Annotated in this window: 23 protein-coding genes; 11 read left to right on the top strand and 12 right to left on the bottom strand. The window is 60.2% G+C overall.

Annotated features, from left to right (window positions below; all coding sequences use genetic code 11):
- Nucleotides 1-44: 44 nt before the first annotated feature.
- Complete coding sequence (locus TX24_RS02260; protein ID WP_003188119.1) at nt 45-575, top strand: ferritin-like domain-containing protein; 531 nt, start codon at nt 45-47, stop codon at nt 573-575.
- A gap of 113 nt (nt 576-688) precedes the next feature.
- Here the strand turns inward: TX24_RS02260 and TX24_RS02255 are convergent, their stop codons facing one another.
- The gene (locus TX24_RS02255) at nt 689-2,755 is read right to left on the bottom strand and encodes an AsmA family protein (protein ID WP_034134771.1); all 2,067 of its coding nucleotides are present in this window, start codon (nt 2,753-2,755) and stop codon (nt 689-691) included.
- Between the two features lie 357 nt (nt 2,756-3,112).
- Between TX24_RS02255 and TX24_RS02250 the strand changes: the two genes are divergently transcribed.
- Complete coding sequence (locus TX24_RS02250; protein ID WP_003188116.1) at nt 3,113-3,433, top strand: hypothetical protein; 321 nt, start codon at nt 3,113-3,115, stop codon at nt 3,431-3,433.
- Nucleotides 3,434-3,584: 151 nt separating this feature from the next.
- Nucleotides 3,585-4,217: a TetR family transcriptional regulator gene (locus tag TX24_RS02245; protein ID WP_003188114.1), complete on the top strand. Its 633-nt coding sequence runs from the start codon at nt 3,585-3,587 to the stop codon at nt 4,215-4,217.
- A gap of 5 nt (nt 4,218-4,222) precedes the next feature.
- Here TX24_RS02245 and TX24_RS02240 read toward each other — a convergent pair whose 3' ends face one another.
- Nucleotides 4,223-4,729 carry a C40 family peptidase gene (locus TX24_RS02240; RefSeq protein WP_003188113.1) on the bottom strand — a complete coding sequence of 169 codons (507 nt, stop codon included), beginning with the start codon at nt 4,727-4,729 and terminating at the stop codon, nt 4,223-4,225.
- Nucleotides 4,730-5,068: 339 nt separating this feature from the next.
- On the opposite strand from TX24_RS02240, the gene ureE reads away from it, so the two are divergent.
- The 5 genes from ureE to TX24_RS02215 all read left to right on the top strand — a co-directional run bounded on the left by ureE (nt 5,069) and on the right by TX24_RS02215 (nt 8,735).
- The gene (gene ureE, locus TX24_RS02235) at nt 5,069-5,569 is read left to right on the top strand and encodes an urease accessory protein UreE (protein WP_003188112.1); all 501 of its coding nucleotides are present in this window, start codon (nt 5,069-5,071) and stop codon (nt 5,567-5,569) included.
- On the top strand, nt 5,566-6,240 hold the full coding sequence (locus tag TX24_RS02230) for an urease accessory protein UreF (RefSeq protein WP_003188110.1): 675 nt from the start codon (nt 5,566-5,568) through the stop codon (nt 6,238-6,240). The genes ureE and TX24_RS02230 overlap by 4 nt, the downstream gene beginning before the upstream one ends.
- A gap of 14 nt (nt 6,241-6,254) precedes the next feature.
- The gene (ureG, locus tag TX24_RS02225) at nt 6,255-6,869 is read left to right on the top strand and encodes an urease accessory protein UreG (protein ID WP_003188109.1); all 615 of its coding nucleotides are present in this window, start codon (nt 6,255-6,257) and stop codon (nt 6,867-6,869) included.
- 22 nt (nt 6,870-6,891) lie between these two features.
- Nucleotides 6,892-7,464 carry a HupE/UreJ family protein gene (locus tag TX24_RS02220; RefSeq protein ID WP_003188108.1) on the top strand — a complete coding sequence of 191 codons (573 nt, stop codon included), beginning with the start codon at nt 6,892-6,894 and terminating at the stop codon, nt 7,462-7,464.
- Between the two features lie 161 nt (nt 7,465-7,625).
- The gene (locus tag TX24_RS02215) at nt 7,626-8,735 is read left to right on the top strand and encodes an AGE family epimerase/isomerase (protein WP_003188106.1); all 1,110 of its coding nucleotides are present in this window, start codon (nt 7,626-7,628) and stop codon (nt 8,733-8,735) included.
- 109 nt (nt 8,736-8,844) lie between these two features.
- On the opposite strand, the gene TX24_RS02210 is transcribed toward TX24_RS02215, so the two are convergent.
- The 9 genes from TX24_RS02210 to amaB form a co-directional block, all read right to left on the bottom strand.
- Nucleotides 8,845-9,750 (bottom strand): cation diffusion facilitator family transporter, encoded by a 906-nt coding sequence (locus tag TX24_RS02210; RefSeq protein WP_057709617.1) that lies wholly within the window; start codon nt 9,748-9,750, stop codon nt 8,845-8,847.
- Between the two features lie 220 nt (nt 9,751-9,970).
- Entirely contained in the window at nt 9,971-10,738 is a 768-nt protein-coding gene (locus tag TX24_RS02205; protein ID WP_003188104.1) for an SDR family oxidoreductase, read from the bottom strand.
- 822 nt (nt 10,739-11,560) lie between these two features.
- The gene (locus tag TX24_RS02200; RefSeq protein ID WP_003188103.1) at nt 11,561-12,277 is read right to left on the bottom strand and encodes an ABC transporter ATP-binding protein; all 717 of its coding nucleotides are present in this window, start codon (nt 12,275-12,277) and stop codon (nt 11,561-11,563) included.
- Entirely contained in the window at nt 12,274-13,149 is an 876-nt protein-coding gene (locus TX24_RS02195) for an ABC transporter ATP-binding protein (protein ID WP_003188102.1), read from the bottom strand. Before TX24_RS02195 ends, TX24_RS02200 begins: the two co-directional genes overlap by 4 nt.
- On the bottom strand, nt 13,146-14,423 hold the full coding sequence (gene livM / locus TX24_RS02190) for a high-affinity branched-chain amino acid ABC transporter permease LivM (protein ID WP_003188100.1): 1,278 nt from the start codon (nt 14,421-14,423) through the stop codon (nt 13,146-13,148). Before livM ends, TX24_RS02195 begins: the two co-directional genes overlap by 4 nt.
- 2 nt (nt 14,424-14,425) lie before the next feature.
- Nucleotides 14,426-15,340, bottom strand: coding sequence for an ABC transporter permease subunit (locus TX24_RS02185; RefSeq protein WP_003188099.1), 915 nt, complete (start codon nt 15,338-15,340; stop codon nt 14,426-14,428).
- Between the two features lie 220 nt (nt 15,341-15,560).
- Complete coding sequence (locus tag TX24_RS02180) at nt 15,561-16,697, bottom strand: branched-chain amino acid ABC transporter substrate-binding protein (RefSeq protein WP_003188098.1); 1,137 nt, start codon at nt 16,695-16,697, stop codon at nt 15,561-15,563.
- Between the two features lie 374 nt (nt 16,698-17,071).
- A complete protein-coding gene (gene amaA / locus TX24_RS02175) occupies nt 17,072-18,355 on the bottom strand; it encodes an L-pipecolate oxidase (protein ID WP_057709616.1) in 1,284 nt (427 codons plus the stop codon).
- A 144-nt stretch (nt 18,356-18,499) separates the two neighbouring features.
- Nucleotides 18,500-19,990: an L-piperidine-6-carboxylate dehydrogenase gene (gene amaB, locus TX24_RS02170; protein ID WP_003188096.1), complete on the bottom strand. Its 1,491-nt coding sequence runs from the start codon at nt 19,988-19,990 to the stop codon at nt 18,500-18,502.
- A gap of 154 nt (nt 19,991-20,144) precedes the next feature.
- Here amaB and TX24_RS02165 point away from each other — a divergent pair, with 154 nt between their 5' ends.
- From TX24_RS02165 to nadE, 3 genes are all read left to right on the top strand, one after another.
- Nucleotides 20,145-21,035, top strand: a complete 891-nt coding sequence (locus tag TX24_RS02165; protein ID WP_003188095.1) for a LysR family transcriptional regulator — start codon at nt 20,145-20,147, stop codon at nt 21,033-21,035.
- 207 nt (nt 21,036-21,242) lie between these two features.
- Nucleotides 21,243-22,457, top strand: coding sequence for a nicotinate phosphoribosyltransferase (gene pncB / locus TX24_RS02160; protein WP_003188094.1), 1,215 nt, complete (start codon nt 21,243-21,245; stop codon nt 22,455-22,457).
- 3 nt (nt 22,458-22,460) lie between these two features.
- The gene (gene nadE, locus TX24_RS02155) at nt 22,461-23,288 is read left to right on the top strand and encodes an ammonia-dependent NAD(+) synthetase (RefSeq protein ID WP_034134766.1); all 828 of its coding nucleotides are present in this window, start codon (nt 22,461-22,463) and stop codon (nt 23,286-23,288) included.
- A 136-nt stretch (nt 23,289-23,424) separates the two neighbouring features.
- On the opposite strand, the gene azu is transcribed toward nadE, so the two are convergent.
- Nucleotides 23,425-23,871, bottom strand: coding sequence for an azurin (gene azu, locus TX24_RS02150; RefSeq protein WP_003188091.1), 447 nt, complete (start codon nt 23,869-23,871; stop codon nt 23,425-23,427).
- Between the last annotated feature and the right edge of the window lie 64 nt (nt 23,872-23,935).

The raw sequence follows: 23,935 nt of genomic DNA, 5'->3' as shown, positions 1-23,935 counted from the left end.
CGGCAGAGCGTGGCGTACAACCGGATTAGCCCCAGGAGATTGAAATGACTCAAGCACAACTGACTGACGTTGCGACCCTGCGCAGCCGCGCCCGCCAGAACGTCGAAAACGGCGCCGTGACCGAAGGCTACGACGCCGACCGCGAAGAAATCATCCGCCTGCTCAACGAGTCGCTGGCCACCGAACTGGTCTGCGTGCTGCGCTACAAGCGTCACTACTTCATGGCCAACGGCCTCAAGGCCAGCGTGGCTGCCGATGAGTTCCTGGAACATGCGACCCAGGAAGCCGAGCACGCCGACAAACTGGCCGAGCGCATCGTGCAGCTGGGCGGCGAGCCGGAATTCAACCCCGACCTGCTGTCGAAGAACTCCCATGCGCAATACGTGGCGGGCAACACCTTGAAGGAAATGGTCTACGAAGACCTGGTGGCCGAGCGGATCGCGGTAGACAGCTACCGCGAGATCATCCAGTACATCGGTGACAAAGACCCGACTACCCGTCGCATCTTCGAAGACATCCTGGCTCAGGAAGAAGAACACGCGGACGATATGGCGGATATTCTGCAGGATCTGTAATAACTAACACCGCAACATCCCCCTGTGGGAGCGGGCTTGCTCGCGATAGCGTTGGATCAGTTGATAAATCATTGACTGATACCCCGCTATCGCGGGCAAGCCCGCTCCCACAATTACTTCACGGTCTTGGGCGCCTTGCCTTCCTTCATCTGTTGCAGCAACGGTGCGCACTCATTGGGCTCGCCACCGCTTGGGGCCACCAAGGCGAGCAAGCCGGCGGCCGGCCCGGCGATCACGCCCAGGGCGACCATGCCTGCACCACGTAGCGCCAACGGAATGGCTTTCACGCCAGCATTGGGCTTGATGAAAGGTCCATTGACGTAAAGCGGTGAACGCAGGGAGAACAGGCGAAAACCCTTGGATTCCGGCGTGATGGTCAGGTCCAGTTGCTCGGTGGCCATATTCGCGGTGCCGTCGATGTAGATGATCGCGTTCTCGGTATCGAACACAAACAACCGTGTGGTCGCCAGGCCCGTCTTGATGCCGAAGTCCGCCGCCGCGCAGTTGATCTTCACTTCCTCGTCGCCGAACAGACGGCCCACCACGTAGTTGCCCACGTTGAGCCCGGCGATTTCCATCAGACTTCGGCTGATCGCGCCATCGTTGATGAGCATCTTCAGGTCACCGTTGGACGTGCCCAACAGTGCCGCCACCGAGTTACCGCGCCCGGCAATATCGGCATCGCCGTTGAGTTCACCAAAGCTGGTTTTCATCGGCTCGAAGGTGGGGAACAACTGCTTGAGCTTGAAGTTACGCGCCGTGAGTTTGGCGCGGCCTTCCATCGGGGTGGTGCGGCCGTTCAAGCGAATCTGCGCATCGAGCTTGCCACCGGCCACGCCGAAACGCAGGGGTTCGAGGCTCAGTTGGCCGTCGTTGAGCACCAAGTGCGTGTAGAGGTCGGTGAAAGGCAAGTCGGCACTGTGGACGATGCGTTTGCCGGTGAACTCGACGTCGGCATCCATATCGCGCCAACGCTCGGTGCGGAACTCTTCAACCGGCAGCACTTTGGTCGCCGGCTGTTTGCTTTCACCGCCACGGGCTTTTTGCTTGGCGTTGGAGTCCGCGCCGATCAAAGGCGCCAAGTCATCCATCAGCAACTGGTTGGACACCAGCGCGCCGCTGAGCTTGGGCCGTGGCTGGCTGGCGACATAGGCCAGGTCGCCGTGGATGTCGCTGTTGCCGATCTTGCCGTTGAAGTTCTCGTAGCGGAAGGAGGCGCCGCTGGCTTCATGCAGTTTGGCGATCAGATGGCCGTCGGTGGAATAGGCCGGCGAGTCCGGCAGGGTCACGCCGGTCAGCGGGTACAGGTTACCCAGGCTGCTGCCCGACAGTTTCAGACGCAGGTCCAGGGCGCCGAGGTTCAGCGGGTCGGTCAGGGTGCCGGCCAGAGCGATGCTGGTGTCCGCGATCTTGACCTGGGCTTGCAGCGGGAACGGCTTGGCCGCGTCCTGCAAGGCCAGCAAGCCACCGATCTTGCCTGTACCCGCCAGCTTCTGCCCGTGGTACTGGCCTTTGACCTTGAGGCCGAACGCATAGTCCTGAGGCGCCGAGCCTTTTTCCAGGGCCTTCTTGGCATCGGCGTCGCCGACGATTTCGCCAAAGGGGATCGGCTTGCCCAGGGGGTCGATGATCACATCCAGCTGGGTCTTGAGGCTTTGATCGTCGAGGGTCACATGGCCTTTGTCGAAGCCGATGGCGCCAATGTCCACCACCCAGTTGGACGGTTCGGCGTCGGGGTCCTTGGGGTCGAACTTGAAGGTCCAGTTAGCGCGGCCATCCGCCAGGCGCTGCAACTGGGCACTCGGTTCGGTGAGGTCGATGCGCGGGATCACCACACGCTGCACCAGCAAGGCCAGGGGCGAAATGCGCAGCTCAACCTTCTTGAGCGTGACCATCTGCGGTTGTTTCGACCAATCAGGGTTACCCAGGGTCAGGTCTTCGGCAATCACATGGGGCCACGGCACCCAGGCGCGCCAGCCACCTTCATCGGGCTCACGCTGCCACACCACCGCGAGGTTGCCGTTAATGGCGAACGGACGATGCAGTTCTTCGGAAACCTTGGCGTTGAGGGGCGGCTTGATGCGGTTCCAGTCGAAGAACACCAACACCAGTACCACGATGGCCATTAACAGAACGAAGCTGGCGCAGCTCCAAGCGACGATTTTACGAGTGCGCGTCATTGCACAGGACTCCTGAATACGACTGGCTGGGCAACAGCCTTTTAAACAGCTTATAGGACTACGACTGGCAAAGTGCCGGGGGGTTTAACGCAACGGCGGATTTAGCCGAAAAAAGCGATTTTCTTGATCAACCAGACCATTTTCCCCATCGGCGACGCACCATTGTTACCCAGGTTCGTGTCGAAAATACCCACATCGGTGCAAACCCGCGGGCTTGAGAGGCTCGATCTAGAGCCTCCGGCGAGAACAATCAATTCTGTTGATTATTACCATTGTGTTTATGAACTTTTATATCGACTTATCAAGGGTAACATTAGCCCTGTACCCACTTTATCGCCCTCCCTAGGAGCAACCATCATGAAACGCCAATTACTCGCTACCGTTCTGTTATCTGTCCTGGCTTCCAGCGCTTTTGCCCTGCCAGCCGCCGAACAGGCCACCCCACAGAACAAAGCTCAAGCCGTGCAAACCAGCCAAACCGTGGCTCGCAGCGGTTCGCAAGAAGACGAAAACCGTGACTACGCCAAAGGCGCCGTAGCTGAAAATGGCTACAACCGTCTGCAAGAGAAAGGTTTGGTCGAAGGCGGTGCCGAACAAGCCAACAAACGCGCCTACACCGAAGGCGTTGCTGAAGGCGGTGCCGACCGTCTGCAAGAACTGCATCAAGCACAGAGCTAAGCCTGTGGTGGCCCAGAAAAAAGCCCGATCTGCCGATCGGGCTTTTGCTTTTATATAGACCGCGTCACGCCCCGCCCCTGCCAAGTTCGACGCCGGCAAAGCGCTTTTGCTAGAGTGCGTCGCTGTACTTGCCGACAAAGCTCATCCGCTCATGCTGCCCCGCGCCGAACAAAAGCAACAGACCCGCCTCGCCCTGATGGACGCAGCCCGCCATCTGATGGAGTGTGGCCGTGGGTTTGGCAGCCTGAGCCTGCGCGAAGTGGCCAAGACCGCGGGTATCGTACCCACCGGTTTCTATCGCCATTTCGCCGACATGGACCAACTTGGGCTGGTATTGGTCAGCGAGGTCGGCCAGACCTTTCGCGCCACGATCCGCCTGGTGCGCCACAACGAATTCGTGATGGGCGGCATCATCGATGCCTCGGTGCGCATCTTTCTCGATGTGGTCTCGGCCAACCGTTCGCAATTTTTGTTTCTGGCCCGCGAACAGTACGGCGGCTGTCTGGCCGTGCGCCAAGCCATTGCCGCCCTGCGCGAAGACATCACCCGCGATTTGGCCGCCGACCTGACGTTGATGCCCAAGTTGCAGCACCTGGATGCGGAAGGTTTGCATGTGATGGCCGACCTGATCGTCAAGAGCGTGTTCGCCACCCTGCCCGATATCATCGACCCACCGGCCCACGCCTTGCCGGCCCACCTCACGCCCCAGGCGAAGATCACCCAACAACTGCGCTTTATCTTTATCGGCCTCAAGCATTGGCAAGGGCTGGGCAGCACCGAATAAAGCAATCAACCCGCCGTGTGGAATCGTTTGGCAGTGGTGTAGTGCTTGTTCCAGTAGCTATTGCTCAATGAATCGATACGAATGGTTTTGCCGGTGCGCGGCGAATGGATGAATTTGCCTTGGCCGATATAAAGGCCGACATGGCTGACCTGGCCGCGCCCGTTGCCTTTGAAAAACACCGCATCCCCAGGCTTCAACGCATTGCGCTTGATGGTCGCCGCCGATGAGCGGTGCATGGCCGTGGTGGTGCGCGGTATCTGGATATTGGCCTGGGTCTTGAACAGGTACACCAGGAAGCTGCTGCAATCAAAGCCCTGCTCTGCAGAAGTGCCGCCCCACTTGTAGGGCGTGCCCAGCAACTCATGGGCGCGGTCGATCACGTCGTCGATGGAGGCCGGCTTGAGGCTTTGCAGCGACGAACCGAAGGTGGCGCGGGGCTGAAAGTTGGCCGATGCCGATGAAATAAAGAAGGTAAGGCTGACCAGGCATATACAGAAAATTGATCGAAGCATGATAAACGTCGCGGTGGCATTAAACAGGGCGCATAGCCTAAAGAACCCTCAAGTAATCTCATGAACTCCAAATCCTCATGATTCGTAGGACAAATCCTAAAAACCGCCTACTGAGAAAAAGATGAAAGAAATTTCATCAAGCTGAGCGCCACCATCAACGCAAAACGCCCTTCGCCGGTGCTATAAACATCGACACGCACCAAATTGATACACGCACCGAATTATCCGACGCCCTATTGAGCAGCATGCCTGCCTGACTACAGGGAATTCCTACTCAATTCCATGATTGGCAAGCCCCTTGCTCTAGGTCTTTCATCGCTCACAGCTGGAAGCTCTCTGATGCTGGTGATACACCGCCGAATCGCCCCCCAAGCCCTCTGGGCCGCCGAGTTGCTGCTCAACTTCGAAGCCCGCAGCAAAAGCCGTCTGCGCTGTTTCAGTGCCGACGGTGAAGACGTCGGCCTGTTTTTGGAGCGGGGCCAGCCGCCCTTGCACGATGGCGAATTCCTACAGGCAGAAGACGGACGCGTCGTACGGGTGTGTGCCCGACCTGAACAACTGCTGCACGTCACCTGCCGCAATGCCTTTGAGCTGACCCGCGCCGCTTATCACCTGGGCAACCGCCATGTGGCCCTGCAAGTCGGTGACGGCTGGCTGCGCCTGCTCGATGACTACGTGCTCAAGGCCATGCTTGAACAGTTAGGCGCCGATGCGCAGACCATAGAAGCGCCGTTTCAACCCGAGCACGGCGCCTATGGCGGTGGCCATCATCACTCACGCCATGGCGATGAAGACTTCAACTACGCGCCCAAGCTGCATCAGTTCGGCGTGCGTCTATGAACCCAGCCTGGGCGCTGCTACGCCTGGCCAGTCCGCAATTGCCGATTGGCGGCTACAGCTATTCCCAGGGCCTGGAAATGGCGGTGGACAACGGCCGCGTACAGGATGCCGCGAGCGCCCGACGCTGGATCAGTGACCAGTTGCTGCTCAACCTGGCGCGTTTCGAAGCGCCGCTGTTGCTCGCCCATTGCCGCGCCGCCGCTGAGCAGGACTGGGCCCAACTGGCGCAGTTGTGCGACGAGCACCGCGCCAGCCGTGAGACCCGCGAGCTGTATCAGGAGAGCCGCCAGATGGGCTACTCCTTGCAACAACTGCTCAACGGCTTGCCGGAACTGGACGACAGCGCCCGTGACTTTCTCGCTCAACGCGACGAACCGCACCTGGCCCTTGGCTGGGCCTTGGCCGCGCGCGCCTGGCACATCAGCCCTGGCGATGCCCTTGCCGCCTGGCTATGGAGCTGGCTGGAAAACCAATTGGCGGTGCTGATGAAAACCCTGCCACTGGGCCAGCAAGCCGCCCAGCGCCTGACCAGCGAACTGCTGCCGCTGCTGCAACAAGCCCAGCAGGATGCCGAACGCATTAACCCTAACCATTTGGGCAGCGCCGCTTTTGGCCTGTCCCTGGCGTGCATGGCCCATGAGCGCCAGTACAGCCGCCTGTTCCGTTCCTGATTGTGGAGAAGCCCATGAACACACAACCCCTGCGCGTCGGTATCGGCGGCCCGGTAGGCTCGGGCAAGACCGCCCTGACCCTGGCCCTGTGCCTGGCGCTGCGCGATCGCTATAACCTGGCGGTGGTCACCAACGACATCTACACCCGCGAAGACGCCGACTTCCTGGTGCGCAACCAGGCCCTGGCGCCGGAGCGCATCATCGGCGTGGAAACCGGTGGCTGCCCGCACACGGCGATTCGCGAAGATGCCTCGATCAACTTGGAGGCCGTGGACCAACTCAACCGCCGTTTTCCCGGCCTGGACCTGATTCTGGTGGAGTCCGGCGGCGACAACCTGTCCGCCACCTTCAGCCCGGAACTGTCGGACCTGACCATCTATGTGATCGATGTATCTGCGGGCGACAAGCTGCCGCGCAAAGGCGGGCCCGGTATTTGCAAATCCGACCTGCTGGTGATCAACAAGATCGACCTGGCCCCGCTGGTGGGTGCCTCGCTGGAGCTAATGAACAGCGACACCCAGCGCATGCGCAACGGCAAACCCTTTGTGTTCAGCAACCAGAAAACCGGGGTCGGCCTGGACGACATCGTCGCCTTCATCGAACGCCAGGGCCTGCTGACCGCCGCCTGATCAACCCATAAGGAACCTGTCCATGAGACTCAACAGACTTTTCGCCGCCGCAGCGCTGCTGCTCGCCCCGGCCCTGGCCTTCGCCCATCCAGGCCATGGCGACAATGGCCTGGTAGCCGGTATCAGCCACCCCCTGGGCGGCCTCGATCACTTACTGGCCATGGTTGCAGTGGGCCTCTGGGCGGCCCAGCAAAAAGGCGCCGCGCGCTGGGCGCTGCCGTGCACCTTTGTCGGCACCATGCTGATCGGCGGCGTGCTGGGTTTTGAAGGGCTGCAACTGCCCGCGCTGGAAAGCGGGATTGCTGCATCGGTGCTGGCTTTGGGCCTGGCGGTAGCATTGGCGGTGCGGCCACCGCTGTTCGTGGCGGTAGGCGCCACGGCCTTGTTTGCACTGTTTCACGGCGTGGCCCATGGCCTGGAACTGCCGGATATGACCAGCCCTTGGGCGTATGCGGCTGGGTTTGTAGGGGCGACCGCCGTGTTGCACGCTGCGGGTTATGCGGTGGTGCGCTTTTTGCCGGCGGCTGCAGCGCCACTGGTGCGAGTGGCCGGGGCGGCTTCGGCGGCGACTGGGGTTTGGTTGCTGGCGGGCTGAGGAAAAGATCGTTCCCACGCTCCGCGTGGGAATGCAGCCTAGGACGCTCTGCGTCCCAAAGCATGACGCAGAGCGTCATAAAATGCATTCCCACGCAGAGCGTGGGAACGATCAGCCTGCTACCATGCGCGCCTACACCCCTGCCGTGACGACGCCAGCCAATGCCCATCGCTTCCCCCTCTTCCCTGACGCCTGTGCTCACGCACTTCCATGACCTGATCGTGCCGCTCTGGCAAGGCCCGGGCTGGAATGCCGACCTGGCATTGCCCTTTGAGGCCCTGGATGCCGATCACCAGCCACTTCCCCCCCAGCGCTATCGCGCCATGGCCTGCGCCCGGCAGTTGTACCTGTTCGCCAGCCTGATCGGCGAGCCCGGCGCGGCGTTCGCCGAAGAACGTGCAGCGGCGCTGTTTCGCTCCCTGCAACGGCACTTCCATGATGCCGAACACGGTGGCTGGTTCTACAGCATCGACCCTGCCGGCCAACCGCTGGACGAGCGCAAAGACCTCTACACCCACGCCTTCATTATTTTTGCCTGCGCCCATTACTGGGCCAAGGTGCGTGAGCCGCTGGTAGAGTCGGTGCTCAACGCCGCCCTGGAAGTCGTCGCTCAACGCTTTGCCACCGGCGACGGGTTGTACGAGGCAGTACTGGAGCGCAACTGGGCCTCACTCAACGCAGGCCCCTTGCAAAACCCGTTGATGCACCTGGCCGAAGGTTTCCTGGCCACCCTCGCGGTACGTGAGGACGCCCAGGTACAAGCGGCCCTGCTGGCACTGGCGACGGCCATGCAGCAACGCTTCATCGACCGCGAGCACGGCGTGATGATGGAAAAACCTTTGGGCGCTGTGGATAACTGGTTTGAGCCGGGGCACCAGTTCGAATGGTTCTTTTTGCTCGAATCTTCAGCTGTGCTGCGCGGCACCGCGCTGCATGGCTCGCTGACACGGGCATTTGCCTATGCCGAGCACAAGGGTGTGGATAAGTTAAGCGGCGCGGTCAGCGGCATGCTCGCGCTGGATGGCACGGTGCGCGACGGTACCCAACGGATCTGGGCGCAGGCCGAGTACCTGCGGGCACTGACCTTGCGGCCAGGCAGCGAAGCGGTGCTGTTGCGTCAGTTGCAGGCGTTGCAACAGCGCTTTTTGCATGCAAAGGGTTGGCATGAATGCCTGGATGCCGAGGGTAAGGTGAGCCGGCGGGATATGCCTTCGACTACGCCTTATCATTTGGCGACTTGCTATCAGGGCTTGGTCCAGCATCTGGGCTGACCTGCAAGGCCCCATCGCAGGCAAGCCAGCTCCCACATTTTAATGTGCGAACACTATCAACTGTGGGAGCTGGCTTGCCTGCGATAGCCTCACCTCGGTCTAACAGACTTTAGGCAATCCACTTGCGGTCGCCTGTAAAACTGATCGTCAACCACCGCGCCGCATCCGCCGCCCCCAGCCCTGTGGATATCTCTTCACGCAGCCCATCAAGGGTGGCGACGTTATCCACCGGGTAATCCGCCGGCAGCACCACATGAATCTCGATAAACCGCGCGCGCCCGTGCTTCTGCACATAGGACACGTAGTCGCCGAAACCATGCTTGGCCTGCGCCGCGTCCATCACTTCGCGGACCTTGTCGTCCAAATGATCCGGCGCGATGCCCAATACTTCGCGCAACGCTGGGCGCAAAATCTTGAATGCCGGCGCCAGCATGCTCAGGGCCAGCAGGATCAGGATCAACGGGTCGACGTAGACCGCCCACTCGCCATAGCCCTGGGACTTTAGCAACAGCGCGGCCAGGAAGCTGATCAGCAAACCCACCGACAGCATCGCGTCCACCAGCCAGCTGATGTTGTCGAACTGGATCAATGACGACTTGAGTGTGCGATTGCGGTAGCGCACATAGAAGAAGTACGCGAACTCCACGACGGTAAACACCGCCGCATAAATGATCACCAGCCCCAACTCGATTTCGCGCCCGCCATTGATAATGCCGAACACGCCATTGAGGAACGCGTAGATGGCGATCAACAGCAGGAAACTGCCTTCTATCAACAGCACCATCGGCTCCAGGTGCCAATAGCCGAACTGGAAGCGCTCGTTGCTTTTCTTGGCAATCAGCTTGGCCGTGATCAGCATCAACACCTTGATGGCGGTGGCGATCAGCGAGAAAAAGCCGTCGAACAGAATGGATTGGGCGCCGGATATTACACCCGTGACAATCCCGGCGATCGCGACTGCGAACATCAGGATGGTCGATTGTTTGAGCAGTGCCTGCTCACCTCGGTTACTCACATTGCCTCCTGTCAAAACCTTTAAACCGCTGGGTGCGGTGGGGTTTTCAGGCGGGCAGTGTACCTTATGCCGCATTTTGGCCGATTTGACGCCACTGATCGTTCCCACGCTCCGCGTGGGAATGCATCGCGTGACGCTCTGCGTCACCAGCAGAAAGCGGGGCGCAGAGCGCCCCCAGCGGCATTCCCACGCGGAGCGTGGGAACGATCAAACGATCGGCTTAGCCCTTGGCCCCACGCTCAATCGCAAAACCAGCCCAGGTCTGGCTCACCGGCATCAGCTCCAGGCGGTTGATGTTCACGTGCGCCGGGGTGTTCATCACCCAGAAAATCGTATCGGCAATATCCTGCGGCTGGATCGGCTCGGCCCCGGCATAGGTGGCGTCATAACGCGCCTGGTCACCGCCAAAGCGCACCAGGGAGAACTCGCTCTCACACAGGCCCGGCTCGATGTTGGTCACCCGTACGCCCGTGCCTTGCAGGTCGCAGCGCAGGTTCAGCGAGAACTGCTTCACGAACGCCTTGGAACCGCCATACACATGGCTGCCCGGGTACGGGTAGTTACCAGCGATGGAGCCCAGGTTGATAATCCCGGCGCCTCGGCCATGGGCAATCAGCCGCGGCAACAGCAGGTTGGTGGTGGTCAGCAGGCCCTTGATGTTGGTATCGACCATGGTTTCCCAGTCGTCGAGGTCGCACTTGGGTGCAGGGTCAGTGCCCACGGCGAGACCTGCGTTGTTGATCAGGCCACGCAGCGTGGCGAACGACGGCGGCAAGTTGGCGATGGCCTCCTCCATGCCTTTGCGGTCGCGCACATCCACCACCAGGCCATGCACTTCGGTCTGCTTGGAAAGCTCTTCGACCAAGGCATTCAAGCGCTCGGCACGACGACCGGTGAGCACCAGTTTCCAGCCGGCCTCGGCAAAACGACGGGCACAGGCTTCGCCGAAACCTGAAGTGGCGCCAGTGATAAACAGCGTGTCGGACATGGTGTTCTCCTTACGGGCATCGGGAAAAAAACAGCCAGCAGAATGCCCGTACGCCGCCTTTGCGGCAACCGCTGTGCATACACACGCCTGCTTGGCTGATCATTTTTTGATCAATTCGATCAAATCCTTATAAACCGTGGCTTGTAGCCATATGCGCGCAGGTTATCCACAACTGCGCCCACAGTCTTTGGGGGCAAGTGCAAAAGGCTCAAAGCCGCTGTGCACAAGGGTTGCAGGCGGTTTTAGAAAGTTTTTTGCTTGACCTGAGCGAGCACCTATGTAGCTGCCGACAAATGCAGAAAAACACAACGATGGCTCCAGGCCAGTCATTCCGGCCCCTGCGCGCGTCTTTCCAGAGTTTAGTCACAGACTTATCCACAGGCTGCAATGACTTATTTAGTTCATATACCTGTGTCTTTAAACAGGTTGACAAACCCCTGGTGCGCTGGTGAAAAACACGCTGATCAAAAAACAACCAGCACGCTGCAAGCCACGTCGTTAAAGGCTTCCAGCCAGCTACTCCCACGTTACCCACAGCCGGTTCCACAGTGGATGGGGACAAGTCAAAACTGTGACAAAACAGGGATTTGCGGCGGCTATATGTCGCGCTTTTGAGGTGGGCTGGATTTGTTTTCCACAATTTGGTTGAGCGCTTGTGGACATCGCAAAAACAAATGTGGGAACCGGCTTTGGGTGGGAGCTGGCTTGCCTGCGATGCGGCCACCTCGGTATGTCAGCTAAACCGAGGTGATGCTATCGCGGGCAAGCCCGGCTCCCACATAAGGCCCGGTTCCCACAGGGTTGATGCGCCTGGATCTTAGGTTAGTGACCGCCCAGGTAGGCGTTACGCACATCCTCGTTTACCAGCAACTCCTTGCCTGTGCCGGTCAGGCGAATCTCACCATTGACCATCACATACGCGCGGTCCGACAGGCGCAGCGCATGGTTGGCGTTCTGTTCCACCAGGAAGATGGTCATACCGGTGGACGCCAGCTCGCGCAGGGTGGAGAAGATCTGCTTCACCACAATCGGTGCCAACCCCAGGCTTGGCTCATCGAGCAACAACAGCTTGGGCCGGCTCATCAGCGCACGGGCGATGGCGAGCATTTGCTGCTCACCACCGGACATGGTCATCGCCCGCTGGTTGCGCCGCTCCTTGAGCCTGGGGAACAGCTCGAACATGCGCTGCATGTCTTCACTGGCGAACTTGTCGCCAATAGGGATGGTGCCCATCAGCAGGTTTTCCTCGACGGTCATGTCGGGGAAAACCCGCCGCCCTTCCGGCGACTGCGCAATGCCGTTGGAGGCGATGTAGTGGGACGACTTGTGAGTAATGTCGACGCCGTTGTAGAGGATCTGCCCAGACTCGGCCCGAGGCTGACCGAAGATCGACATCAGCAACGTTGATTTACCCGCGCCATTGGAGCCGATCAGGCTGACGGTTTCGCCTTCGTTGATGTGCAGCGAGACTTTTTTCAGAGCCTGGATCGGGCCGTAGAACACGTCCAGGTCCTTCATTTCGAGGATAGGTGCACTCATACCAGTTCCTCTTCATCCGCGCCCAGGTAGGCGGCGATCACTTTGGGGTCGTTGCGGATCGCATCCGGGCCGCCTTCGGCGATCACGTTGCCGTGGTCCAGCACCACAATGTGGTCGGAAATACTCATCACCATGCCCATGTCGTGTTCGATCAGCACCACCGTCAGGTCGTGTTCGTCGCGCAGCAGGCGAATCATCGCGCTGAGGGCTTCGGTTTCCTGAGGGTTGAGGCCCGCTGCCGGTTCGTCCAGGCAGATGATCTGCGGCCGCGTGCACATGGCGCGGGCGATCTCCAGGCGGCGCTGCTGGCCGTAGGAGAGCTCGCCGGCCAGGCGGTTGGCGCAGTCCACCAGGTCGACCACTTCCAGCCAGTAGAACGCGCAATCCAGCGCATCGCTTTCGGCCTTGCGGTAGCCTTTGGTATTGAGGATGCCGGCAAGCATGTTGCGGTTGACCCACATGTGTTGGGCCACCAGCAGGTTTTCCAGCACCGACATTTCCTTGAACAGGCGAATGTTCTGGAAGGTGCGCGCAAGGCCGGCGCGGTTCACCAGGTGGGTGCCGCCGAACATCTTGTAGTACACGCGACTGAGGAAGCTTTTCGGCGAGACAAAGTCAGTGGCCTCAAAGCGCTCCCCCAGCAACTGTATGACGTTGGTTTGCTTGCCCCGCACGTTGAGCTCGATCTTGCCGCCGCTGGCTTTGTAGAAGCCAGTGAGGCAGTTGAACACCGTGGTCTTGCCGGCGCCGTTGGGGCCGATCAGGGCGAAGATCGAGTTGCGTTTGACCTGCAGGCTCACATCACTGAGGGCCTTGATGCCCCCAAAGTGCATCATCAGGTGCTCCACGGAGAGGACGACTTCTTTGCTCATGGCGCTACCCCCTTGCGTGGCGTCACACCGGTACGGCTGATGCGAATCAAGCCACGCGGCCTCCAGATCATCATCACCACCATCAACACGCCAAACAGCAGCACACGGTATTCAGAGAAGCTGCGCAGTAATTCAGGCGCCACGGTCAGCACAAACGCGGCGATCACCACGCCGACCGTCGAGCCCATGCCGCCCAACACCACGATGGCGAGGATCAACGCCGACTCGAAGAAGGTAAACGACGACGGGTTGACGAAGCCCTGGTAGCTGGCAAAAAACACCCCGGCCAAACCGGCGGTGGACGCGCCGATGGTGAAGGCTGAGAGTTTGACCAGCACATGGTTCAGGCCCATGGAACGACAGGCGATTTCATCTTCACGCAAGGCTTCCCAAGCGCGACCGACCGGCATACGCGTGAGGCGATGCTTGATGTACAGCACGGCCAGCACCACCAGAAACAGCACGATGTAGATGAACATGAACTTGATGTTGGGGTTGTAATCGATGCCGAAAAACTCGTGAAACGGAATGCCGCCATCCTTCGCACGCTTGCCGAACTCCAGGCCCAGGAAGGTCGGTGACGGCACGGGCATACCGTTCGGGCCACCGGTGAACGACAGCCAGTTGTTGAGCACCAGGCGAATAATTTCGCCAAAACCCAGGGTCACGATGGCCAGGTAGTCACCGTGCATTCGCAGCACCGGGAAGCCGAGTATGCACCCCGCCAGCGCCGCCGCGATGGCCGCCAGTGGCAGCACGGTCCAGAAGCCCAGGCCCAGGTATTGATAACCCAGCGCCAGGCCGTAGGCACCGATGGCATAGAACGCCACGTAACCCAGGTCGAGTAGGCCCGCCAGGCCCACCACGATGTTCAGGCCCAGGCCGAGCAACACGTAGATAAGCCCCAGGATCACCACGGTGAGCAGGTATTTGTTGGCAAAGATCGGGAACACGATGGCGATCACGATCAACGCCGGGATGATCCAGCGCAGCCGCGACTTGTAGTCCGGTGGCAGCACGTGCACGCCGGAGCCGCTGCTTTCGAACCCTTGAAGGATCTTCACGCCCTTGGGGGTTTGCAGGAACAGGCTCAAGGCAAAGCGCCCGGCCATGACGATGGCGACCAGCACGGCAACCCGCGCAGGTTCCAGGTTGAAGCTGTAGCCGTCGAGCACCACGCCGACAATCGGGCCGAACACGATCAGCGAAATCAGCCCCGCGAGCACCGTATCGACCACGCTTTTCTTGATATCAATGGATTTGGCAGCAGACATGTTTACACCTTCGCCACAAGTGGGCGACCAAGCAGGCCCTGGGGACGGAAAATCAGAATCACCACCAGCAGGGAGAAACTGAACACGTCTTTGTAGTCAGAGTTGATCAACCCCGAGAACAGCGACTCGGAGATACCGAGGATGATCCCGCCGAGCATCGCCCCAGGCAGGGAACCGATGCCGCCGAGTACCGCTGCGGTAAACGCCTTGATGCCGATGATGAAGCCGGCATAGAAGTCGAAAGTGCCGTAGTTGAGGGTGATGAGCACGCCGGCCAGGGCGGCCATGGCGGCACCGATGACAAACACGTAGGAGATCACGCGGTCGGTGTTGATGCCCAGGATCGAGGCCATCTTGCGGTCTTGCTGGGTAGCGCGGCACATGCGGCCCAGCTTGGTGTATTTGATGATGTAGGTGAGCAAGGCCATGCCGGCAAAAGCGGCGACCAGGATGAACACTTTGGTGTAGGTCAGTTGCACAAACCCGGTGCCGATATCGACGCGCCAGGCGCCGGCCAGCAGGGTGGGAATGCCTTGTTGCTTGGCGCCCTGGGCGATCTGCGCGTAGTTCTGCAGGATCAGCGAGATACCGATGGCGCTGATCAGCGGAGCCAGTCGGGTGGAGTTACGCAACGGTTTGTAGGCGACACGCTCAATCACCCAACCGTACACGCCAGTGACGACCACGGTGAAGATCAAGGTACCGAGAATGAGCAGCGGGAAGGATTCGATGCCGAAGTAAGCCAGCAGTGCCAGACTGATCGCCGCGAGGTAAGCGGAAATCATATAAACCTCGCCGTGGGCGAAGTTGATCATGCCAATGATGCCATAGACCATTGTGTAGCCGATGGCGATCAGGCCATAGACCGACCCTAGGGTCAGGCCGTTGACCAGTTGCTGCAGGAAAATACCATCCATAACGCAATCTCACGCGGTGAGCACCTGCACACCTGGGGGTGTGCGGCGCTTCTGGAGGAAAAGACAGGTTTGTTGCAATAGAGCAGGCAACCTGGCCCTCTGTGGGAGCTGGCTTGCCTGCGATAGCGGTTTCACATTCAACACAGGTGTTGGTATTGAGGCCGTCATCGCGGGCAAGCCCGGCTCCCACAGAGATCGAGGTGTTCAAGCCGCCGCGTTATTACTTCTGCTTTTCCAACTGATGGTATTTGCCGTCTTTGTCCCACTGGTAAACCACGTAGTCAGAGACTTTCAGATCGCCCTTGGCATCCCAGGCTTTTTCGCCCATGACGGTTTTAACCGGGTTAGCCTTCAACCACTTGGCAGCATCCTCGCCCTTGTTGGACTTGGCACCGTTGAAACCGGCGGCCAGGGCCTGGATCGAGGCGTAGGCGTACAGAGTGTAGCCTTCAGGCTCGGTGCCGTTCTTGCGGAACTCTTCCACCACGGTCTTGCTGTCTGGCAGCAGGCGCGGGTCGGCGCCGAAGGTCATGTACACGCCATCGACGTACTGCGCACCACCTGCGGTGGACACCAGTTCGTCGGTGACCACGCCGTCATCGGACATGAACTTGACGTCTTTGAGGCCCGCTTCACGGATCTGGCGTACCAATGGGCCGGCTTCCGGATGCAGGCCGCCGAAGTACACGACGTCGGCGCCCAGGGAACGGATTTTGGTGACCAGGGCGCTGAAGTCTTTCTCGCCACGGGTCAGGCCCTCTTCCAGCACCGGCTTGACGCCGCGCTTGGTCAGTTGGGCTGCGGTGGCGTCGGCCAGGCCTTTGCCGTAGGTGTCCTTGTCATTGATCACCGCGACTTTCTTGCCTTTGAGCACGTCGACGATGTAGTCGCCGGCGACGATGCCTTGTTGGTCGTCACGCCCGCACATACGGAACATGGCGCCCAGGCCGCGTTCGGTCACTTGTGGGTTGGTGGAGCCTGGGGTGATGGCGATGATGCCTGCTTCGTCGTAAACCTCCGACGCCGGGATGGTGTTGGATGAGCAGAAGTGCCCGACCACACCGATCACTTTGTCCTGGTCGGCCAGGCGGTTGGCCACGGCCACGGCCTGCTTGGGTTCACAGGCGTCATCGCCCGCCACCAGCTTGATCTGCTCGCCGTTGATGCCGCCGGCCTTGTTGATAACGTCGGCTGCCGCCTGGGCACCCTTCATGTACTGCTCACCGAAAGCGGCGTTGGCACCCGTCATCGGGCCCGCCACACCAATTTTCACATCAGCTTGAACAAACGTAGAAACACCCAGCGCCGCAGCAACGGCGAGGGCCAGAAAACCTTTCTTGTAAAACGTCTGGGACATGAGTGGTGCTCCGATATTTTTGATTTTTGGCACGACAACTTGCATTCAAACTTTTCACCGAAAGCTCAGAGCAAGCCGCGTGCCATTACGTTTTTATTCTTCAAAAAGACACGGTGTCATTGTTATTACAGGCGTTTCGACGCCTTTTGCCAGGACGTGCAACCGTCTAGCGTCTACAGGTGCAACCAACACTGCAAAAAAGTACAACCCTGGCAGGTCGCACCTGCAACCACAGGCATAAACGACAGTTCCTACAGCTGTAACAACGTGCGTAACGGAACTGCACATTTACAGTGCGTGATTGCTACGACTTGCACCAATACAGATGGGTAGCCTGCTAAGAAAATGCAGGCTTCTGAGGGGTATTTCGCTGATCAGATCACGATCCTCAGGCATTGTCCGGCGTGATAGAGCGAGAAACCGGCTTCATACAGGCAACTGCGCAGGCCCACGGCGGCCAGGGGCTGCATGCGGGCAAAGGGGATCGGCAAGGCTTGGGGATCCTGGTGACACAGGTAGTCGGCAAACGCCTTGCCCACCACGCTGCCGGTGGTCACCCCGCGCCCGTTATAACCGGTAACCGCCACCAGGCCAGGGGCCGGTTCGAACAGGCGCATCAAGTGGTCAGGGGTGAACGCGATGCAGCCGGTCCAGGTGTATTCCCATTGCACCGGTTTGAGGTACGGGAAGTAGTGTTGCTGCACCCGATCGGCCCACGCTTTGAGAAACCATGCCGGTTTCTGGTTGCCATTGCCCAGGCTGCCGAGCAACAGGCGGCCATCGGCATCGCGGCGAATACTGCTCAGGACCTGGCGGGTGTCCCATGAGCCTTGGCCGCCGGGGAGGATTTGCTTGGCCGCGTCATCGGTCAGCGGCGCCGAGGCCACCTGGTAGTAATAGCCGGGGAAGAAGTTACGCCGCAGCTCGGTCCATTCGCCCTCGGTGTAAGCATTGGAGGCGATCACCACCTGCGCGGCCTGCACCGCGCCCTCGGCAGTCTGTACCGACCAATCGGCGCCTTGGCGCTCAAGCTGGGTGACCGGCGAATGATCGAACAATTGCCCGCCCAGCCCCACGGCGGCATTCGCCAACCCCGTGGTATAGGCCATGGGGTTCAAGGTGCCGGCGCGCCGATCCAGCAATGCGGCGGCGATTTTGCGGGTACCGGTGGCGTGCTCGCAGGCCTGGCCGGTGAGTAACTCAACCGGCGCGCCACGGCGTTTCCACTGCTGCTCACGGCTGCGCAAGTCCGCCTCGCCACGGGCGTTGTGCGCCATGTGCAAGGTGCCTTCACGGCGCAATTGGCAGTCGATGTTGTACTTGTCGATCAGGCTGAACACCAGGGACGGCGCCGCACCCAACATGCGGTTGAGCTGGCTGCCCACCGCCGTACCGAAACCGGCCTCGATCTCGTCCGGTGGAATCCACAGGCCGGCATTGACCAGCCCGACGTTGCGCCCCGAACCGCCGTGGCCGGTGCGATGGGCCTCCAGTACGGCGACGCTTTTACCCTGTTCCAGCAAATGAATGGCCGCCGACAAACCGGTGATGCCGGCGCCGATCACGCACACATCCACCTTGACCGCGCCCTTGAGCGCGGCTCGGTTCGGGCGGCCTGGGGTGAGGTGTTCCCATAAACATGTTTCGCGCAGTGCCATTGCCAGACTCCGGGATGAATTCACCACCGCTCGTTCCCACGCTCTGCGTGGGAATGTAGCCTTGGACGCTCCGCGTCCGCATTGTCGTGACGCGGAGCGTCACAGAATGCGTTCCCACGCAGAGCGTGGGAACGATCAGTCTGGTCAGTCGAACGTGATGCCTTGGGCCAACGGCAGTTCCAGCGAGTAGTTCACAGTATTGGTCTGCCTGCGCATATACCCGCGCCACGCATCCGAGCCCGATTCACGCCCGCCGCCGGTCTCTTTTTCACCCCCGAACGCGCCACCGATCTCCGCGCCGCTCGGGCCGATGTTGACGTTGGCGATGCCACAGTCGCTGCCCACCGCCGACATGAACTGCTCGGCCTCACGCACGTCGGTGGTGAAGATGCAGGACGACAAGCCTTGCGGCACGGCGTTGTTCAGGCGCAGGGCTTCGGCGAAGTCGGTGTAGCCGACCACGTAAAGAATCGGCGCGAAGGTTTCGCTGCACACCACGTCGCTTTGCTCGGGCATTTCCACGATGGCCGGCGATACGTAATAGGCGTTGGGGAATGTGTCTTGCAGTTGGCGCTTGCCGCCGAACACCTTGCCGCCTTCGCTCAAGGCTTGCTCAAGGGCGTCCTGCATGTTGTCGAAGCTGTGCTTGTCGATCAGCGGGCCGATCAGGTTGCCTTCCAGCGGGTGGCCGATGCGCACCTTGGAATAGGCGGCCTTGAGGCGGGTGACGATTTCTTCCTTGACCGACTCATGGGCGATCAGCCGGCGCAGGGTGGTGCAGCGTTGGCCGGCGGTGCCCACTGCGCTGAACAGGATGGCGCGTACGGCCATGTCCAGGTCGGCGCTTGGGCCGAGGATCATCGCGTTGTTGCCGCCCAGCTCAAGAATGCTGCGGGCGAAACGCGCGGCGACTTTGGGTGCCACTTCACGGCCCATGCGCGTGCTGCCGGTGGCGCTGATCAGGGCGACGCGCGGGTCATCCACCAGCGCAGCGCCGGCGTCGCGGCCGCCAATGATCACTTGGCTGAGATACTCAGGGGCACCGTCGAATTTTTTCAGTACGCGCTCGAACAAGGCCTGGCAGGCCAGTGCGGTGAGCGGGGTCTTTTCCGACGGTTTCCAGATCACCGCGTTGCCGCACACCAAGGCCAGCGCAGTGTTCCACGCCCACACGGCCACCGGGAAGTTGAAGGCGCTGATCACGCCGACCACGCCCAGCGGGTGCCAGGTTTCGCGCATATGGTGGCCTGGGCGCTCGGAGGCGATGGTCAAGCCGTACAGCTGACGCGACAGGCCCACGGCGAAGTCGCAGATGTCGATCATTTCCTGCACTTCACCCAAGCCTTCCTGGGTGATTTTGCCGGCCTCCCAGGAAACGAGTTCACCCAGGTCGGCCTTGTATTCGCGCAATACGTCGCCGAACTGGCGCACCAGCTCGCCACGTCGCGGTGCCGGCACCTTGCGCCAGGCCTCGAATGCATGCTCGGCGCGACTGACCTGTTGCTCCACCTCGGCGGCGCCTTCCCAATGGACACTGCCGATACGGCTGCCATCAATCGGTGAATGCACGGGTTGTTTCCCGGCCTGGTACAGCGCCGGGTTTACCCCGAGACGATCAAGCAATGCGGCAACCATGGGTCACTCCTTCAAATCTGCATACAAAAATTCGCGCCGCAATACGCACGGCGATCCTGGCCCTATTTGTAGCTGGCCCAAGACTTGCCAACAAACGACGATTAGGCGAGATATCATTCCCTTTATTCATGCAAAGAATAAAAAGAGGCATGCCGTGCTGAACAAAAGACATTTGCCCTCGATCACCGCCCTGCAGTGTTTCGAAGCGGCCACCCGCCACCTGAGCTTCACCCGCGCCGCCGAGGAACTGAACCTCACCCAAAGCGCGGTGAGCAAACAGGTGGCTCAGTTGGAAGAACTGTTGCAACACCTGCTGTTTCGCCGCGTGCGCCGGCGCTTGCAGATGACCCCGGCGGGCGACCTGTACCTGGTGGAAGTGCGCAAGATCCTCACCCAGGTGGAAATGTCCACCCACTACCTGCGCTCCTACGGCGGCGAAACCGAAGTGCTGCGTGTGTCCACGCCCTACACCTTCGGCGCACGCTGGCTGGTGCCGCGCCTCAAGGGATGGCGTTTGCGCCACCCGCAGATCCACTTGGACCTGTGCAATGAACAGGCCCCGGACGAATTGCTGCAAGGCAAGGCCGACATGGCGTTCTATTTCGGCCAGGGCGCACGTCCCGGCACCGAGAGCCTGAAGCTGTTCAGTGAAGAGCTGGTACCGGTGTGTTCGCCCGACAGCCTCCCCGCCGAGCCCTTCACCGACCCCACGCAACTGAGCGAGCTGGTGCTGCTGCAAAACGCCTCGCGGCCTCAGGGCTGGCATGACTGGTTCGCCAGCCAGGGCTTTCATACCGAGCACAGTTACCACGGGCCGCGGTTCGACACGTTCTACATGTGCATCCGTGCGGCGCAGGTGGGGTGCGGCGTGGCGCTGTTGCCGCGCTTTCTGGTGGAGGAGGAATTGGCCGAGGGCAAGCTGGTGATTCCCTGGCAGCATGGGATGCCCAGCCAGGATGCTTATTACCTGGCGTATCCTGAGCATTCGGCGGAGGTGCCCAAGGTGCGCGAATTTGTGAAGTGGATGATGGAGCAGGTGCTTTAGCGCCTGGAGAATCGCCATCGCAGGCAAGCCAGCTCCCACCGTTTGGAACGCATTTCAAAGGTGGGAGCTGGCTTGCCTGCGATGGCGCCAGTGGCCTTACTGAAAAAATCACTGGCAATCCCCCACAGGTCTATGCGCCACTAACCCCCTTCCTCAATTGCGCGTAAAGGCCGGCCTCCATCGCCGACCCGTCTGGAGATTCCCGTTATGAGCGAGAGTGTGTTTGCCGATCGCATCGTGCAGAACCTGCTCGACACCGACTTCTACAAGCTGACCATGATGCAGGCGGTGCTGCACAACTACCCGAACGTGGAAGTTGAATGGGAGTTTCGTTGCCGTAACAGTGAAGACCTGCGTCCTTACCTGGCGGAGATCCGTTACCAGATCGAGCGCCTCGCCGAGCTGAGCCTGAGCCCCGATCAACTGGGGTTCCTGGAACGCATCAGCTTTATGAAGCCGGATTTTCTGCGCTTTCTCGGGCTGTTTCGCTTCAACCTGCGGTATGTGCAAACCGGTATCGAGAACGGCGAGTTGTTTATCCGCCTGCGCGGACCGTGGCTGCATGTGATCCTGTTTGAAGTGCCGATGCTGGCCATCGTCAGCGAGGTGCGTAACCGCTACCGCTACCAGACCGTGATCCTTGAACAGGCCCGCGAGCAGCTGTATCGCAAGTTCGACTGGCTGACCGCCAATGCCAGCAGCGACGAGCTGTCGGAGCTGCAAGTGGCGGATTTCGGCACGCGCCGGCGCTTTTCCTACCGGGTGCAAGAGGAAGTGGTCAGCGTGCTCAAGCACGATTTCCCTGGGCGCTTTGTCGGCACCAGCAACGTGCACTTGGCGCGCGAATTCGATATGAAGCCGCTGGGCACCATGGCCCATGAATGGATCATGGCCCACCAGCAACTCGGCCCGCGCCTGATCGACAGTCAGATCGCCGCGCTTGATTGCTGGGTGCGCGAGTACCGGGGCCTGCTGGGTATCGCCCTCACCGATTGCATCACCACCGACGCGTTCCTGGGCGACTTCGACTTGTACTTCGCCAAGCTGTTCGACGGCCTGCGCCATGACTCCGGCGATCCAATCCAGTGGGCGGAAAAAGCCATCGCTCACTACCACAAGCTGGGCATCGAACCGATGAGCAAGACCCTGGTGTTCTCCGACAGTCTGACATTGCCCAAGGCGTTGGAAATATTCCGCGCATTGCGTGGTCGCATTAATGTGAGCTTTGGCATCGGCACCAACCTGACCTGTGATATTCCAGGGGTGGAACCGATGAGCATCGTGCTTAAAATGACCGCCTGCAATGGCCAGCCCGTCGCGAAGATCTCCGATGAAGCGGGCAAGACCCATTGCACCGACCCGAATTTTGTCGCCTATTTGCGTCACGTTTTCAAAGTACCTGCCCTATCCAGCAAGGAGTGAATCATGCAAGCCGTACAGCGTGAGATTGCGCAACAGCTCAAGGTGCAAGCCCCGTTCAAAGACCAGGCCGCACTCGAAGCCGAAGTTGCCCGGCGCGTGGCCTTTATCCAGGACTGCCTGCGCAATTCCGGGCTCAAGACCCTGGTGCTCGGCATCAGTGGCGGTGTCGATTCCCTGACCGCAGGCCTCTTGGCCCAACGTGCGATGCAGGAACTGCGCGCCAGCACCGGTGATGAGGCGTACCGTTTTATCGCCGTGCGCCTGCCCTACGAAACCCAGTTCGACGAACACGACGCCCAGGCTTGCGTGGACTTTATCGAGCCGGACGAACGCCACACCGTGAACATCGGCCCGGCAGTAAAAGCCCTGGCCAATGAAGTGGCCGCCTTTGAAGGCAAGGCCGCGGCGTCCCGTGACTTCGTGCTGGGCAATACCAAGGCGCGCATGCGCATGGTGGCCCAGTACACCATCGCCGGCGCGGCGGGCGGCCTGGTGATCGGCACCGACCATGCGGCAGAAGCGGTGATGGGCTTTTTCACCAAGTTCGGTGACGGGGCCTGTGACCTGGCGCCGTTGAGCGGGCTGGTGAAGCATCAGGTGCGGGCCATCGCCCGTCACTTTGGCGCGCCGGAATCGCTGGTGGAGAAGGTGCCGACCGCTGACCTGGAAGACCTGTCGCCGGGCAAGCCGGACGAAGCGTCACATGGGGTGACCTATGCCGAGATCGATGCGTTCCTGCAGGGTGAGCCGGTGCGTGAAGAGGCGTTCAAGATTATCTGCGATACCTATCGCAAGACTGAGCACAAGCGGGTGATGCCGTTTGCACCTTGAGGTGAACCTGATCGTTTTGCATTGATTGTCACATCGCCATCGCAGGCAAGCCAGCTCCCACACTTGACCGGATTCCAACATGGGAATGCGGTCGAATGTGGGAGCTGGCTTGCCTGCGATGAACGATAACGCGGTCTTACTTCAGAACCACAGCACCTTTCATCATCGAGATGTGGCCTGGGAACGAGCAGAAGAAGCTGTACTTCTCATCAGCTTTCAGCTTGGAGACGTCGAAGGTCACCGAGTCTTTCTCGCCAGCACCGATGATCTTGGTGTGGGCGATGATGCGCTCATCACCGGCTTTCAGGTAATCCTTGTCGATCCCCGCGGCCATGCCGTCGGTTGCCACCGGTTGCATATTGGCTTCGGTGGTCAGCACCCAGTTATGGCCCATCACGTTCTTGGGCAGGTTACCCGAGTGCGTCAGCTCGACGGTGAACTGCTTGCAGCTCTTGTCGATGGTGATTTCTTTGGTGTTGAAAGACATCTGGTCAGTGGAGTCGACAGTGACCTTGCACTCTGCAGCAAGCAACTGGCCGCTCGCCAGAGTCAGCAGGGAAACAGCAACGAGTTTGGCAAACATGTGAATCTCCAAGGCAGGGTTTTAAAAACGCGGATTGCGGTAAAGGTGCCTCAATCAGGCTTGA

It is taken from the genome of Pseudomonas lactis (assembly GCF_001439845.1).
GTDB classification, from domain to species: domain Bacteria; phylum Pseudomonadota; class Gammaproteobacteria; order Pseudomonadales; family Pseudomonadaceae; genus Aquipseudomonas; species Aquipseudomonas lactis.
The sequence above is the reverse complement of the archived record's forward strand: the minus strand, read 5'-3'. Positions and strand labels throughout refer to the sequence as shown.